Origin of the sequence: Legionella jordanis (assembly GCF_900637635.1) — a bacterium.
In the GTDB taxonomy this organism is placed as follows: Bacteria; Pseudomonadota; Gammaproteobacteria; order Legionellales; family Legionellaceae; genus Tatlockia; species Tatlockia jordanis.
In genome coordinates this window covers 945,660-961,535 of sequence record NZ_LR134383.1, presented here as the reverse complement: position 1 = coordinate 961,535, position 15,876 = coordinate 945,660, and the positions used below count along the sequence as shown (strand labels likewise).

Genomic DNA, 15,876 nt, shown 5'->3' with positions numbered 1-15,876 from the left:
CATCTCCTCATTCAGCGGTTCTTCGGCCCTAAACCTGCATCCTCCCACTCCAATTTTGTGCATGAGTGACCGTTTCACGTGATTGCACATTTTCAATAATCAATCCTGGAATACCGGTAAACATGGGTTCAATATTCAGCTCGGCACACTTCCTGATGTATTTCTTCAATCTCTACACGGGCTGTCGAAACTTGATCAGTGACTTGGGGTCAAAAATATCATCCGGCATGGCTCCCACCAGGGGTGCCTCCGTTGCCCGATTTCAATTTTTTCCGATTTAGGCTTAAGGATAAAACTCATTATTCGGATTTTATTCGATTGGTTTTAACGATCTAATTATAAGTCTTGTTTTACAATCCACTTGTTAATATAGTCTATATCCGAAGATTTCAGTTAATTCTTAAGGAAATCATTGAGCTGCAGTTAAGCAGCCAGGAACTATTCCGAAGGCATTCCTCGCTGAATTATCAAATGGAGATATTGATGAATTGGCCTCACGCTCTAAATTTTAAAACCCTGTTACTTCTTAGTTACATCTTGTCCATCATATATGTTCATTTACGTGGTAAAGAGCGTATGGGTGTGTTGCGGCAACTTACAGATCATTCGAGTCTTTTGGCTCCAATTAATGCCATTATGTATCTTTTTTCAGCTGTACCTAAAACGCCCTTTATCGATATAAGCACATTCCCAGAATTACAAAAATTACAGGACAACTGGCAGATCATCCGCGAAGAAGCAGAAGCATTGATGCAAAAATCCTATATTAGCGCCTCTACAAAATACGACGACATTGGTTTTAACTCTTTCTTCAGACGGGGCTGGAAACGTTTTTACCTCAAATGGTATAACGATCCCATGCCATCTGCCTTAGCTGAGTGCCCAAAAACTTTGGAGATAATTCAACAGATTCCCTCAATTAATGCGGCTATGTTCACCTTGCTACCAAAGCAAAGTTTTTTATACAAGCATCGTGATCCTTACGCTGGTTCCTTACGTTATCATTTAGGATTGATTACGCCAAATAGCGAGGAATGTTGTATTTATGTAGATGGTGAAAGTTATTTTTGGCAAGATGGCCAGGCTGTTTTATTCGATGAAACTTATATCCATAGCGCCGAAAACAAAACCGATCAGGATAGGCTCATTCTTTTTTGTGACATTCAACGCCCTTTGAGAAATTATTTTGCCATTAAACTCAACCAGATTTTCAGCCAGACGATAATGAAAGCAGCATCCAGTAAGAATCTTCCTATTGAACAAGTCGGCATCATCAACCAATTATTTCAATACGGATATAAAATACGTCTGATCGGCAAACAGTTAAAACAATTCAATAGAGCCATGTATTACCTGATTAAATACAGCCTTTTTGTTTCTATTGCTTATTTTATTTTTATTAAATAACTGGCTACTGATAATCTGTTTGTCGTTTATTTGCTTGGAAAATATATATTTTTTTCATTGAAAGAACAATTTAACAAGCTCAAAATAGTCCCTGGGTAATTTTACCCATCCATTTTTTGTCCTTTTAGAGTTAAAATTAATCACTTTTTGCGCTAAAGTGAGTGTTCTTTGTGGGTAAAGTTTATTATTGGCAGGGTATCATAGGCGATGCCTCGCGATTCGCACCTTATCATGAAATCATTAACAAACTGGTACAGGGAAACTATAAATCAGCCGATTTGGATTTAAAAAAGTTACAGGGATACCGTGTTTATAGTGTGCGAGTTAACAAAAGCGACCGCCTGATTTTTACCACAGTGAACAAAGATGGCCAATCTTTTTTAGTTCTTTTGGATGTGGTGTTAAACCATGACTATAACAAATGCCCATTCCTGAAACCTGCAGTCTTGAAGAACTATCTTGAAAAAAATGCCGAGACAATTACGAATCACATTGAGCAGAAAGATTTTCTCGCTACAACCGAGGTCCCTTTATCCGAGCAAAAAATTGCTGACAACACTCCCCTCCAATACGCACCTATTGCTTATTACAACCAGATGTATATCGAATTTAATGATGAACAACAAGTAGCAAGAGGTGCAACATTACCGGCAGTGATAAGTGGTCCGCCCGGCTCCGGTAAATCCTGTGTGGCACTGTCGCTATTGGAACAAGCAGTTAATCAACTGGCCTATGAAAATGGTCCTATTTTATACGTTACCCAATCTGAACCACTAAAAAAAGCGCTTGAGGCAGGTTGGCAGGAATTACCTGTTGCTCAAAATCTTCCACCCAAGTCGGTTCAGTTTCGAACATATCAAGAGCTGTTAAGCGAGTGTGATCTTGAGTTTTCAAAGAAAGAAATTGTTGGCAAGGCACATTTTCAAGAGTGGTTTAAACAATACAAGGCTAAACAAAAGAAGCGCAATGATTCTGCCGCAGTAAATCCTAATTTTTTGCAACAAATTTCTCTGATTTATCGGGAGCTGCGCATTCTTACTGCTTACTCTTCAGAAGAATACCTGAAGTTGGGTGAGCGGCAATCGTTGATTCACAATACGGAACAGAGACAATGGCTTTGGGAAATGTCACGGGCCTATTTGCTCTATTTGGAAGGAACCCAACGCATTGACCCTGGTTTTTATTCAACAACTGTCAACTCTTTGTATTCTTTTATTGTGGTTGATGAAGCGCAGGATCTATCCCATTGCGAGTTGAACAATTTGGGTAAATTAGTCAAAGAATATCAAATTGTTGCCTGCATGGACACGCACCAGAGTTTAAAAGATGAGCAATCAAAACGTGATTATTTATTGCATGCATTCAGCGGGGGTCACTATAAAGCAGAGCATTTTGCTTTAAGTGCTACTTATCGTTGTCACCCATGCATTGTGGAGCTAGCTAATAAAATCATTGATATTAAAAATAGTTTCACGGGAGGAATTGCTGATAAAAAAGAGTTCAGAGTCATTTCGTCCTCTCAAGACGCAAAAGCTGAACCCGGTTTTGTCGAATGGCTTGAATACTCATCCACCGAGAGCTTACAAACTCTCCGGCAAAAAGAGCTTGTGGTAGTCACCTACAAAGAATTTAAAGAAGAAGCCATCCAGTTATTTCAAACGCCTCTGGTGTTTACCCCAAAACAGATTAAAGGGCTTGAGTACAAAACAGTGGTTGCATATCGTTTATTTGATAAAGAAGAATTTAAACACATTAATGCATTGCTAAAAGATAAACTTAAAGAAAACGATTTTGTTGCTCCCGTGCATCGAGCAAAACAGGGACAAAGAAACGCAAGTTACGGCCCTTTATTTAATAAAATTTTTACTGCATTTACCAGGGCAAAAAATCATTTAATTATTGTTCAAAATTTAAAACCCATAGCTCATCTCGGTAATTTATTGCAAAAAGCTCATGTGAATCATGAGTCGGCTTCAATAATGAACCTCGGGCAAGATACGCAAATAGACTGGCATCAGGAAGCACAAAAACAGCGTGATCGTGGCAATGAAGACATTGCCAGGGAAATTGAAAAGCAGAAACTGCAAAGTGCTGAGGCCAATAATAAGGAAGCCACTAAAGACCAGGTGAAACCTAGAGAAATTAAGTTAAACACTAAAAAGCAGGCTAAATCTCAGGCTGTTAACAGGAATAAAGCTGCAACTACAGAATTAAGATGGCCAAAAATTGATTCAAAAAAGACATTGATAAGATTGCTGAATGATTCCCAGGTAAAGGAATATCTATTCAAACGCTCAGCAAGTCAGAATTCCTGCGGGTTTATTGATTTTATTAAAAATGAAGACAACATCAGACTCTTGGCTTCTGTATTGCAGCAGCATCCGAAATTTACCAGTTTGATAGCAGAGGGGTTAAAAGATGACTTTGATGGCCGACCTCTTCTGGTAAATTTATTTCAAAAAGAATTATTAGGGAAATTACTGAATTACATCCCTGAGTTGGCTTCGCATTTTTCTGCCAAAGACTTGACTAAAGAATATTCTTACGGGAAAACGAAAAGCACAATTTTTCTGACTTTGGCGCAAGAAGGCCACGGGCGTGAGATCTTAATTTTGTTGCTATCTAACAATTCAAATTTAGCAAAGCAGTTCACCGTCGCTGACCTAACTACCTCATACAATGAGGACAGCAATTACCCGTTAATGCATTTTACGGCTGACTTACACTTCGGCGGAATGAAGTTACTTCACTTATTATTAAAGCAAAATCCCATGCTGCAAGATGTACCAGCATCGGTTTTTATGAAAATTTCCAAGAGTAAGGGAATTTTTGAAAATACATCCCCTTTTTATTGGCTGTGTGTTTATGGGGTGAATTTACTCAGTGAATGGCTTGATGTAAATCCATCACTCATCACAGATTTACCCATTGAGGAGTTGATAAACTCCATCTTTTCAAGTGCACCAGTGGCCAACTCCGCTTTATATTGGCTTTCTTTGAACAGTTCAACTCAATTTATCTTGAAAAGAATATTTGAATTGAAGCCTGAGATCCTGTACTGCATTTCTCCAGAGAGCCTGGCTCATGCACTGACTCGGCGAAGCAGCAGTGATGCTTCTGCATTGTATTGGCTAAGTACCAGTGCTGATGGCTGCTATTTGCTCAATCATTTATTAAAAATAAACCCGGAATTGGCCAATTACATTTCAGCTAAAGATTTAGGTGATCCAACCATCGAAAGCTATTATACGCAAGGAGATTCCTCACTATACTGGTTATCATCGACTGAGGAAGGACGCGGTGTTTTAAAAAATTTATTGGGTCTAAACAAATCAATAGCCAAAAATCTGAAGCAAGATGATCTGGTGAGGCTGGTTATACCATCAGCTGAATTCAAAGACATCGGCTTATCTAATGTAAATACCTCCGCTTTTTATTGGTTAACGACCAAGCCCGACGGGCGGCAATTGCTCAAGGAATTATTTGAGCTAAACGAAAGACTGAGTGAACATTTTTCAATTGACAGCTTGATACAGCTGCGTGGAAAAACTGCTGGGAAAGACGCCAGCACTTCAGCTTTTTATTTTCTATCATCAGATTTACTAGGGCATCATATTTTAAGAGTATTGATTCAAAAAAACCCCAATTTGCCAAATGAGATACCCTATACGAGCTTAGTCCAGTCATTAACTCTTGAAGCTAAAATGTTTGCAGTTACCTCTCCATTGTATTGGTTTGCCTATCATTACGAGCAGAGTGATTTATTAAATGTATTTTTACACTCTGAATACGAAAAACAACTTAGCGCATCAACATTGGTTGGACAAAACATTCATTTGAGTGAGGTAAGCATACTGCCGAATTGCATTTTAAGCTGTCTTGGACGGAATCAGAAAGGGTTAAACAAAATCAGCGAGATAGCGGCGAAATACCCACACCTGATTAATGAGCTTATTTCCCGCAACATCGAGGCGGTTCGCCTGCTTGCTGTCAAAGGGGCACAATCTGCTACACCTTATTATATTATGATTTTAACATTTGTCGGGCGGATTGCGCTGCATGAAAAAATTCGTCAAGATCATTCCTTTGTACAGTTTCTTCCTGCTCAGGATCTGGCGAAACCAATCACTTTATCCGTTAAAGTTGGATTCAATTTTACTGCCCTACAAATTCTAAGCAGCACTAAGGATGGCATTGCTTTCCTTAAGACATTGTTCGAGTTAAAACCAGATTACCTCAAAGAAATCCCTCTTTTGGCCTGGACAAATGTAGTAGAAACAGAGACTGAATCCGGTGCTTTTTGCATACATTCCCTGGCCCAATCTGAAGAAGGATTAGACATCCTGGAACTGTTAGTTAACAACAATGAGGCTTTTTCAAAATGTATTACCAACGCCGATCTGCACAAAGCTGTCATTGATCGAAAAACAAAGGAAAAAACCAATTTGCTATTTTGGCTAGCCAAAAATCCCCGGGGACGCAATATACTCATGCATTTTCTTGAAGGGAATCATGACTTACTCCAGCAATTTTCTGAAGACTATTTTGCTGAACCCGAGGAAAAGGAAGCATTAAATACAAACCAGCTCAATGAGCAAACCCCAACACCCACTGGCTCTACCGCCGAGGTGATTCCGGAGCAGGTTAAAGAGAAGGAAGTCTTAGGGGCAAATTTAAGATTATTCAAGCCTGCCAATAAGGAGAAGGAAACTGAAAGCGCAGACTTGAGCGACATGAAGACAATTATTTAATGCAACAAGTTAGATAATTTTTCTAGCAGTAACTCACCCTTAATAACATGGATTCAAGGGTGAGGCCGGGACCAAAGGCACAGCTAAATATTGTTTTTTGATTATCCTTGTTGCTTAAACATTCCCATAAGCGCTTTAACACAAACAGAATGGTTGATGAGGACATGTTGCCAAATTCACGAAGCACTGCATAGGAATGTTCATTGTCCTTTTCGGTGATGTTAAGCGCTTGCTCACAAGCCTGAAGGATTTTAATTCCGCCTGGATGAATTGCATAATAATCTATATCATGAAATGACGAATTGGCTTTGTTTAGCAAATTATTAACAAACACTGAAATTCCTGAGCGAATCACGTCTGGGACATAAACACTTAAATCAATATCAAAACCAAAATCAGCAATATGCCAAGCCATTTCTTGCTTGGTTTGAGGCATCAAATCGCAATGGAAAGCTTCTAATTGAAGACTGTTGTTACCTTGTTTTCTTTGGATAAGTGCTGCCGCCGCTCCATCGGCAAAAATTGCGTTTGAAATAATGTTTTTTGTTTCCTGGTTTTTCTGGAAGTGAATCGTGCATATTTCAACGCAAACGATAAGCACACTTGCATTTTCATTGCTTTGACAGATGCTGTCTGCGATTTTCAAAGCATTGAATGCCCCATAGCAACCCATAAAATTAATAGCGGTGCGCCTTGAAGTGGAATTAAGACCTAGCTCCTGCACAATTTCGATATCCAAACCTGGAGCATACATACCTGTGCAACTGACGGTAATTACGTGGCTGATGTCTTGCTTATTGAATGATTTAATTTGTTGCAGGCATTGCTCGATGGCGGATAAAGCCAATTTTAAGGCATGTTCTTTATAAATTCGCATGCGCTTGGCCGTGCTGGGTAATGGCTCATTGAATGCATTGGGAAAAAACTCAAATTCCCCGGAGGATTTGCAATAATCACTCAACACGCTGTGTCTTTGCTCAATTCCACAGGATTTATAAATGGCCTTTACCAATCTCCTTTCTGCTGAAGTCATTTCAAAGCCATTACAAATGAGCTCAGCAATCTCATGCTGGCTTCTCTTGTATGGGGGGGTTGCAAGTCCTATTGCAGTAATGGCGGATTGCATCTTAAATCCTTTTACGCATCCACTCGATTAATCGAGAGGCTAATCTTTTTCAGAAGCATAACTTAACATAAGTTATTGTATAACCCTAGTTCTTGGAGGGGTTATTTTTGTTGGCCTCTAAATCCAGATTGTTTAGAAAGTCCAATTTCTCAGAAATCTTCCCTTCCAACCCTCTGGTAGTGGGTTGATACCACTTGTGTTCTTTCATACCTTCAGGAAGGTAGGTTTCTCCTGCGGCGTAAGCATGCGGCTCATCATGAGCATATCGATATTTTCGGCCATAGCCTAGTTCCTTCATTAATCGTGTTGGCGCATTGCGAAGATGCAAAGGCACCTCCCTGGATTTATCATGATTAACAAAGGCCATAGCCTCATTAAAAGCTTTGTATCCAGCATTGCTTTTTGGAGCAACTGCCAAATAGATAACGGCTTGAGCTAAAGCCAACTCGCCTTCAGGAGAGCCTAGACGTTCATAAGTTGCCGCCGCTTCGTTCGCCAATTGCATCGCCCTGGGATCGGCCAAGCCAATGTCTTCCCACGCCATACGAATAATACGACGTACCAAATAGAGTGGGTCAACACCGCCATCCAGCATGCGACACAACCAATAAAGTGCTGCATTGGGATGAGAGCCACGAACGGATTTATGCAAAGCTGAAATTTGATCATAAAAGTGTTCACCCCCTTTGTCGAAACGACGGTTGGCGGGGCTCAGGGCATCTTGAATGAGCTCTTGCGTCACTTCCATACTTCCCTGCACCTTGGCAGCGGTATTAACCTGTTCTAACAGATTCAGTAATCGACGCGCATCGCCATCAGCGTATGCAAGCAACTGCCGGGTTGCTTCTTCATTGAAATGCAAATGGCTTAACAACTTTTCATTGGCTCGTTGCAGCAACTCCCGCAAGTTCGCCTCATTTAATGCTTTTAACACATAAACTTGTGCCCGCGATAAAAGTGCAGAAATGACTTCAAAGGATGGATTTTCAGTCGTGGCGCCGATGATTGTGATCAATCCTGATTCAGTGAACGGTAAAAGCGCATCCTGTTGAGCTTTGTTAAAACGATGTATTTCATCAACAAATAATATGGTATGACGGTTTTGTTCCAAATTGTGCTTTGCTTCATCAATAGCGGCACGAATGTCTTTGACCCCTGAAAGCACAGCCGAGAGTGCGATCCATTCGCAATCAAATGCTTTAGCACTTAATCTGGCCAGAGTTGTTTTACCTACACCCGGAGGCCCCCAGAGAATCATGGAATGAGGTTGTCCTGATTCAAAAGCTACTCTTAATGGTTTGCCGGCTCCTAATAAATGATCTTGGCCGATGACCTCATTCCAATGCGATGGCCGGAGCACCTCGGCCAATGGCGTTCTTGATTGCATGTGTTGAAACTCATTGTTGAACCACATCCGTTCCTTTTGGTGGTTTGAACTTAAATAAATTTGATGTCAGTTTGGGATTGGTTTTTACATTTTTCAAATTAACTATGGTGTGTTGCCCCAATTGGTCATACATTTCAATGCCATTTAGGACTCCGGCTACAAAAATTAATTTGACTCTTTCAAAGTTGGCTTTATTTGATTTGGAACGTAAATCATAGACCTGAGTATTACCCTTTGTCGCTTCACTCACATCAAAATCTCTTGTCACCGTGTCATTATAGCCACTCAAAAACAAAGCTGCCGTACCGCCTACTCCTTTTTCCTGTTTTTTAACCGTCACTTGCTCCAAATCAACATCGTATACCCACAATTGCTCCCCGTCCGCTACCACGAGTTGCTCCATAGGATCTTTGGTCTGCCAACGAAATCGCCCAGGTCTTTCCAGAGCCATTGTTCCTGTGGATCTTGACAATTCTTTTTGTTTTGACTTAACGACCTGAACAAAATTGGCACTCAGGCTTCGAATTTGATTGAGCTTGTTTTGCAACACATCCCCTGCGGAATCACTAAATGCCATGCTGCTAAATAACAGCGACAGGAGTAAGGCTAGTTTTTTCATAATTAATCCTCAGTAATAGTATTAACCAGTACATCACGAAATCCACCATCCAATGGTCCAACGATGCCGGTTCGTTCCATTTCTTCAACAAGACGAGCAGCTCGGTTATAGCCAATTTTAAAACGGCGTTGAACAGCCGAAATGCTGGCCTTTCGAGTTTGGATTACAAATTCAACCGCTTGATCGTACAAGGGGTCAGCTTCTTCAGTGTTTTGGCTTTCTTCACCAAAACCACCTTCAGAACCTTCACTTAGGCTGGTAATGTCATCGATGTACTCAGGTTCTCCACGAGCTCGCCAGTCATCAGTTATGCGATGGACTTCCTTATCATCCACGAAGGCACCATGGACCCTTAAGGGGGCACCACTTCCAGGAGCAAGATAAAGCATGTCCCCATGGCCTAACAGCTGTTCTGCGCCTTGTTGATCAAGGATGGTGCGAGAATCAATTTTAGATGAGACCTGAAAAGAAATTCTGGTTGGTATATTGGATTTAATCAAACCCGTTAATACATCCACAGAAGGTCTTTGGGTGGCCAAAATCAAATGAATACCTGCGGCTCTTGCCTTTTGTGCAATGCGTGCAATTAACTGCTCAACTTTTTTACCTACAACCATCATCATATCTGCTAATTCATCAATGATGACCACTATATAAGGCAGAGATTGCAGAACAGGGGCTTCCTCTTCCATGGAACTTCCAGGCTTCCATAATGGGTCCGTTATGGGCTCGCCTCGTTCATTTGCTTCTGCCAGCTTACTGTTGAAGCCAGCAAGATTACGCACCCCCAGGGCAGCCATCAAACGATAACGCCGCTCCATTTCACCCACGCACCAGCGAAGGGCACTGGCCGCCTCTTTCATGTCGGTCACTACCGGTGTTAATAAGTGCGGAATGCCATCGTAAATTGACAATTCAAGCATTTTTGGATCAACCATAATCAGGCGCACTTCTTCCGGTTTTGATTTGAAAAGAATACTCAAAATCATGGCATTAATGCCCACCGACTTACCTGATCCGGTTGTCCCTGCCACCAAAAGATGAGGCATTTTTGCCAAATCAACTACCATGGGATGTCCGGCAATATCCACGCCAAGCGCCAAAGTCAAAGGAGAATGCGCCTGTTGATACACATCAGCTGATAAAACCTCAGACAAGCGCACCATATTACGCTGCTGATTTGGCAATTCCAGCCCTACCACCGTTTTTCCAGGTATGACTTCTACCACGCGAACACTAATGACAGATAAAGAGCGAGCCAAATCTTTGGCCAAGGCCGAGAGCTTACTGACCTTAATGCCGGCTGCCAGCTGCAATTCGAAGCGGGTAATCACAGGGCCTGGGTGGACAGCAACCACATCAGCCTGAATACCAAAATCCAAAAGATGCTGTTCGACTTCACGGGATACATTTTCGAGCTCCTGGGAACTATAACCTCCCATAGGCTTGCCTTGAATGCCTTTGTCCAGGAGGCTTAAAGAAGGTAGATTGCCTGAAACTTGCGCGGGAGATTTAGCAACACGGGGGCTCTCCTTTAATTTTTCAGTGGCTGCGCCTGAAAGACCTGGCGAAAGTATAGTTTGTACTGGCAGAGGAGTTCCCAAGCTAGGTATACCTTGAGTTGCAGGTACAACTTGAGGTACTGGGGCGAGCGAAGGAATAGACGTCACTTGGGGCGCTGGCGTGGACATTACCTGAGGTTTTGCACTGGCCTGGCCAGTGGATATAATTTGAGGGATGTTGTCCTCTTTTTCCTTTTTGGTAGTAGCGTTTTTGCGCTCAACTGTTTCATTGGGAAAAATGGATTTCTTATGCCTAAACCCTTTAAAGCGTGCTCTTATTATTCTTGAACTAGCCAAAGTGGTGCGAAAGAGCCAACTGGCTGCCAAAGAAGAATAGCATCCAATCAATTCAACTACATAAATCCAGGATAACCCAGTCAATAGCGTGGTACCAACGAGAAAAATCGCTGCCAGTAGGAGAGAAGCACCTTGCAGGCCCAAGGAGTAATTAAAACCCTCCGCTATAAACCCCCCTAAAACACCTCCAGCGGAATGTTTTGCATTCAAAGCAATTTGCGAATCTAGACTTAAAAGCGCACAGCCTCCCAACATCATAAAAACGAACCCACTGCCTCGTAGCAGCATGGCTGGCTTGTTAATGCCTCGGAGTGCGCGATGATCTTTTGAAATTAACCATGCCAGATACACAAAAACAAGAGGAATTAGAAATGAAAAATAGCCGAAGACGTAATAGAGAGCATCGGCAATGCATGCTCCAACCTGACCTCCAGCATTGCTTATATCTTCTTTGCCTTTGCTGGTTTGCAGCCAGTTTGGGTCGCTCGTGTCATAGGTTACTAGTGACAAAAGAACAAACAGTGCTATGGTTAATACTATGATAAAACCACCTTCACTGATACGTCGAATTAAAAATGTTGGTAAGGTTTGTTTACGGTTAGCAGCCTGGCTGCTGGCTTGTTGTTTTCCCATAGCTATTTCATTGTTTGTTATTTTGTCATAATATTTGCCATCTTAACACAATTAATAAGGAAGGCAGAGATGAGAAGCGAAAGCAATCACCATCGCCTAATAATTCTGGGTTCTGGTCCGGCAGGTTATACTGCTGCAGTTTATGCCGCCCGTGCTAACCTTAAGCCCGTTCTCATTACAGGTATGCAACCCGGTGGGCAATTAACAACGACTACCGATGTGGACAATTGGCCAGGGGATGTAGAAGGCCTACAAGGCCCTGCCCTCATGGAACGCATGCAAAAACATGCCGAACGTTTTGAAACCAAAATTATTTTCGATCATATTGTAAAAGCCGATTTGCAACAACGTCCTTTTGTCTTGCAAGGTGATAGCGAAACCTATACTTGCGATGCCTTGATTATTGCTACCGGGGCATCAGCCCGCTATTTAGGCCTGGATTCTGAAAAAGCCTATCAAGGACGAGGAGTTTCTGCTTGCGCCACTTGTGATGGTTTTTTCTTTCGCAATAAAACCGTTTGCGTAGTTGGCGGGGGCAACACTGCCGTTGAGGAAGCCTTATATCTGTCCAATATTGCTGCTTCCGTGACTTTAATTCATCGCAGAGACAGTTTACGTGCGGAAAAAATACTTCAAGACCAATTGCTTGAAAAATCTCAAAGCGGCAACATCAAACTGGTATGGAACCATACTTTGGAAGAAGTACTTGGGGACAATATGAAAGTGACTGGTGTACGCTTACGTAATATCAAGGACAATAGCGAACAAGAGCTCTCCCTCGATGGCGTCTTCATTGCAATTGGTCACGATCCCAATACAGCCATCTTTAAAGGCCAACTTGACATGAAAGATGGTTATATTCAAATTCGATCTGGTCTGGATGGCATGGCCACAGCCACCAACATTCCTGGCGTATTTGCCTGCGGAGATGTGGCCGATCATGTCTACAGGCAAGCCATCACTTCAGCTGGTTTTGGCTGTATGGCGGCTTTGGATGCAGAAAAATTCCTGGATACTCTGGAGAAGTAAAGATAGCACCCATTCGATTTTTAGCGAGCAATCATTTCGATTTCCCTGATCCTTCGCAAGCGGATGAACAGGGATTGCTCGCTATCGGCGGCGACTTAACAGCAGAGCGATTGTTAACCGCTTATCGGATGGGAATTTTTCCCTGGTTTGAACCTGATTGCCTTCCTTTATGGTGGTCGCCCAATCCAAGGCTTATTTTAAAACCCACTCATTTCAAACTGTCCCGAAGCTTAAAACAGTCTCTCAAAAAACCCCATCATTTCTCCATTGATTGTGCCTTTTCGGAAGTAATTGCCGCTTGTGCTTCAAGTCCTGGCCGCATAAACCACACCTGGATAACTGATGAGATGCAAACGGCTTATAATCTATTGCATGATTTAGGCTATGCCCACTCTTTTGAAATCTGGCAGGATGACCAATTGAGTGGCGGGCTTTATGGCATCAGCATGGGTAAGGCTTTTTTTGGCGAGTCCATGTTTCATCGAACACGCGACAGCTCCAAAATGGCCATGTATTACCTTTGTGCAACTTTGCAGGCATGGGATTTTCACTTTATAGATTGTCAGCTACCTACCGAACACCTGCTTAGTTTGGGGGCTGAAATAATTAGCCGCTCAGAATTTCTAAAGTTGTTGAAATCAGCCCTGGAATTTCCAACACGACAAGGCCGTTGGACCACCTGAAATCAATTAAGCCTTTGTCGAGCACAAAACAGCTAATTGCCATTTTGCTTGTTTTAGTGCACTATTTGCGCTTTATTACATTCACATTTTTTATTTGGGAGCCCCATGGCAAAAGAAGATCATATTGAAATGCTTGGTACCGTAATTGACACCCTGCCAAACACCATGTTTCGAGTAGAGCTTGAGAATGGCCACATCGTAACAGCACATATCTCAGGACGCATGCGCAAAAATTATATACGCATCTTGACCGGTGACAAGGTTAAAGTTGAGTTGACGCCTTATGATCTGACCAAAGGGCGCATTATTTTTCGCGATAAGAATTAATTCTTTGCAGTTTAAGTTGCTATTTAAACATCATTTTTCCTGCAGTTGCCTGACGGTACTCTTTTAATGAGTTAAGTTGGGTTCTACCCAACTTAGAATTTTTAGGCTCGGATAAGTCGCAACCATCCGAGCCAAATAGGCAATGGAAGGCATCGTCTGGGTTCATCATCGAATTCTTGTGTTCTCACCAGTCCTTGCTCGAGATCCCCCAGCCTATCGCTCTTATAACACTGAAGCTTTTATCGAGCCTTTTACACATACAAGTCTAAATAGCCTTTTGTCCCCTTGGGGTCAATTAAAGTTCCGCTTTTCTTTTGTTGAATTTTAAAGGCATCATAATTATCCCCTGCCAAAAGCTTATTCCAGGGGAAAAAGACAGCTTGCCCAATTTATTGGGCAAGTTTGAACTGTGCTCTAGGCCGCTAAACACGCAGCCTAGCTTTTAGCAGGTGGATTATCAAGCTAATGCGAGGAACTGCAAGTTAGGTGAGCCACTAACAACCGGTGAAGGCACGCAGTTGCTTAAAGAGGTAACCCCTAAGCTACAACTATTTACAGTGCCAGCCGTGTAACTCGAAACATAGGCCAGGCTTCCTTCCGCATTCAGCGCAATGCCTGTCGGCGAAGAAAAGCCTGTTGTAAGACTGCAAGAACTGATCAATCCTGTGCTGTTATCCAGTACGCATTGCGAAACACCTCCACTAACTCCGGTGCTCGTAATAAAAATTACCGTCTGATTACTATTGATGGCAATCGCATGAGCCCCGTCAAAGGACTGCCCACTAGGAACACAATTGCTCAAATTACGATTTGCACCGATATTGCAGATGAAGAGCTGTTCGGGATTAAAAGGAGCAGATATGTAAGCACGACTGTTATTGGCGTTAAGAGTAATGCCATTAGGAAGGAATGTATAGCCCGGGGTGCTAGTCGAACCAGCAATCGTACATTCACCAAAATCTCCATTGGCAGTTATTGGACAGAGTGATATGTATTGATTAGGGCTGGTGCTGTTGGCAATATAGGCATAGTTCCCATCAGCGGTTAAGCTAATGCCTACAGGGACAGTAAAGGGAACACTATCCTGGCCGCCAGCATCGCTGCAGTTGGAAAACGAAGCGTCAGAATTAATAGAACACTTATAAACGCTATTGGAGCTGGCATTCACTACATAGGCATAGGTGTTTGTATTATTGACAGAAATACCCTGCGGCTGAGCAAATATGCTTCCCACACCAGAATCAACGCACTCTTGAACTAAACCATTATCATCTATGGGACACTTATAAACTGAATTACTGCCGGCATCCGTCACAAAAATAACTGATTCACGAACATTTAGTGTGGCAGTGGTTACGGTGGTATTTGTGCCCTGGATGGTAAATGTTGTTGGAGCAACCGCCATGCGTGCTGAAGTAAAAGTCATGGTGCAGCTTGCGCCTGGAGCAACAGAGGTGCAAGTCGACGCACTTACCTTGCCTTCCAATGCAGTTCCTGAAAAAAGCGCATTGATATTGGTCGCGGTAATGTTGGAGGAAAGATTGGTTAAGGTAATGGTTTGTGTAGAGCCAAAGGTCTTAAGGTGCAGCGGCAAACCTGATGTGATCGCTATGGGGGCAAGCTGTGGCGCGTTTGCTTTTTGTATATTGAGCATCGCACCGGCAGCAGGCTGATAACATTGGTTTCGATTAGGGCTACCATCGCCGTTAGCCTGACAGAGGACGGGGCCTCCATGAACGCCCGCTGCGGGTATAGCATTACCATTTATTGTGAGGGTTAATAGGCAACTGCCCATTTGGCTTTTAGGTGCCAAAATACAGGGGGAGGTTTGTTGCACTCCGGGAGTAAATGTTGAGTCCAGCACTAAAACTTTAGCTTTTTGAGACTGATTAATAACTGTATATTGAACGGTAGCAGTCTCTGTCGGATTTATGGAAAAGGATGTATTGGTTAAAGCTGTAAACGTCCATAGTGGAGCACCTGCAAAGGCCATTGACTGTAATCCAAGAATTGCAGCGCCAAGGGTACTACGCAATATAAAAGTTCGCATCATAA

The 15,876-nt window shown here is 42.4% G+C and carries 10 protein-coding genes; 5 read left to right on the top strand and 5 right to left on the bottom strand.

What is annotated here, in order from left to right:
- The first annotated feature begins 483 nt into the window (after positions 1–483).
- Positions 484–1,407, top strand: a complete 924-nt coding sequence (locus EL203_RS04445; RefSeq protein WP_058470326.1) for an aspartyl/asparaginyl beta-hydroxylase domain-containing protein — start codon at positions 484–486, stop codon at positions 1,405–1,407.
- A 170-nt stretch (positions 1,408–1,577) separates the two neighbouring features.
- On the top strand, positions 1,578–6,158 hold the full coding sequence (locus tag EL203_RS04440) for a DEAD/DEAH box helicase (RefSeq protein ID WP_058470327.1): 4,581 nt from the start codon (positions 1,578–1,580) through the stop codon (positions 6,156–6,158).
- A 22-nt stretch (positions 6,159–6,180) separates the two neighbouring features.
- On the opposite strand, the gene EL203_RS04435 is transcribed toward EL203_RS04440, so the two are convergent.
- The 4 genes from EL203_RS04435 to EL203_RS04420 form a co-directional block, all read right to left on the bottom strand.
- Complete coding sequence (locus EL203_RS04435; RefSeq protein WP_058470328.1) at positions 6,181–7,284, bottom strand: type III polyketide synthase; 1,104 nt, start codon at positions 7,282–7,284, stop codon at positions 6,181–6,183.
- An 85-nt stretch (positions 7,285–7,369) separates the two neighbouring features.
- Positions 7,370–8,698: a replication-associated recombination protein A gene (locus tag EL203_RS04430; protein ID WP_058470329.1), complete on the bottom strand. Its 1,329-nt coding sequence runs from the start codon at positions 8,696–8,698 to the stop codon at positions 7,370–7,372.
- A complete protein-coding gene (gene lolA, locus EL203_RS04425; protein WP_058470330.1) occupies positions 8,682–9,290 on the bottom strand; it encodes an outer membrane lipoprotein chaperone LolA in 609 nt (202 codons plus the stop codon). The genes EL203_RS04430 and lolA overlap by 17 nt, the downstream gene beginning before the upstream one ends.
- 2 nt (positions 9,291–9,292) lie before the next feature.
- Positions 9,293–11,782 carry a DNA translocase FtsK gene (locus tag EL203_RS04420; protein ID WP_058470331.1) on the bottom strand — a complete coding sequence of 830 codons (2,490 nt, stop codon included), beginning with the start codon at positions 11,780–11,782 and terminating at the stop codon, positions 9,293–9,295.
- A 69-nt stretch (positions 11,783–11,851) separates the two neighbouring features.
- Here EL203_RS04420 and trxB point away from each other — a divergent pair, with 69 nt between their 5' ends.
- From trxB to infA, 3 genes are all read left to right on the top strand, one after another.
- Positions 11,852–12,811: a thioredoxin-disulfide reductase gene (gene trxB, locus EL203_RS04415; RefSeq protein ID WP_058470332.1), complete on the top strand. Its 960-nt coding sequence runs from the start codon at positions 11,852–11,854 to the stop codon at positions 12,809–12,811.
- 74 nt (positions 12,812–12,885) lie between these two features.
- Entirely contained in the window at positions 12,886–13,494 is a 609-nt protein-coding gene (gene aat / locus EL203_RS04410) for a leucyl/phenylalanyl-tRNA--protein transferase (RefSeq protein WP_232004022.1), read from the top strand.
- Positions 13,495–13,599: 105 nt separating this feature from the next.
- Entirely contained in the window at positions 13,600–13,821 is a 222-nt protein-coding gene (gene infA / locus EL203_RS04405; RefSeq protein WP_044011715.1) for a translation initiation factor IF-1, read from the top strand.
- Between the two features lie 457 nt (positions 13,822–14,278).
- Here infA and EL203_RS04400 read toward each other — a convergent pair whose 3' ends face one another.
- The gene (locus EL203_RS04400) at positions 14,279–15,874 is read right to left on the bottom strand and encodes an NHL repeat-containing protein (RefSeq protein WP_058470334.1); all 1,596 of its coding nucleotides are present in this window, start codon (positions 15,872–15,874) and stop codon (positions 14,279–14,281) included.
- Positions 15,875–15,876 lie beyond the last annotated feature (2 nt).

Excerpts from the sequence above, each read along its gene's own strand:
- infA (WP_044011715.1), top strand. The coding sequence starts at position 13,600 with ATGGCAAAAGAAGATCATATTGAAATGCTTGGTACCGTAATTGACACC.
- lolA (WP_058470330.1), bottom strand. The coding sequence starts at position 9,290 with ATGAAAAAACTAGCCTTACTCCTGTCGCTGTTATTTAGCAGCATGGCA.
- EL203_RS04435 (WP_058470328.1), bottom strand. The coding sequence starts at position 7,284 with ATGCAATCCGCCATTACTGCAATAGGACTTGCAACCCCCCCATACAAG.
- EL203_RS04400 (WP_058470334.1), bottom strand. The coding sequence starts at position 15,874 with ATGATGCGAACTTTTATATTGCGTAGTACCCTTGGCGCTGCAATTCTT.
- trxB (WP_058470332.1), top strand. The coding sequence starts at position 11,852 with ATGAGAAGCGAAAGCAATCACCATCGCCTAATAATTCTGGGTTCTGGT.
- EL203_RS04420 (WP_058470331.1), bottom strand. The coding sequence starts at position 11,782 with ATGGGAAAACAACAAGCCAGCAGCCAGGCTGCTAACCGTAAACAAACC.
- EL203_RS04445 (WP_058470326.1), top strand. The coding sequence starts at position 484 with ATGAATTGGCCTCACGCTCTAAATTTTAAAACCCTGTTACTTCTTAGT.
- EL203_RS04430 (WP_058470329.1), bottom strand. The coding sequence starts at position 8,698 with ATGTGGTTCAACAATGAGTTTCAACACATGCAATCAAGAACGCCATTG.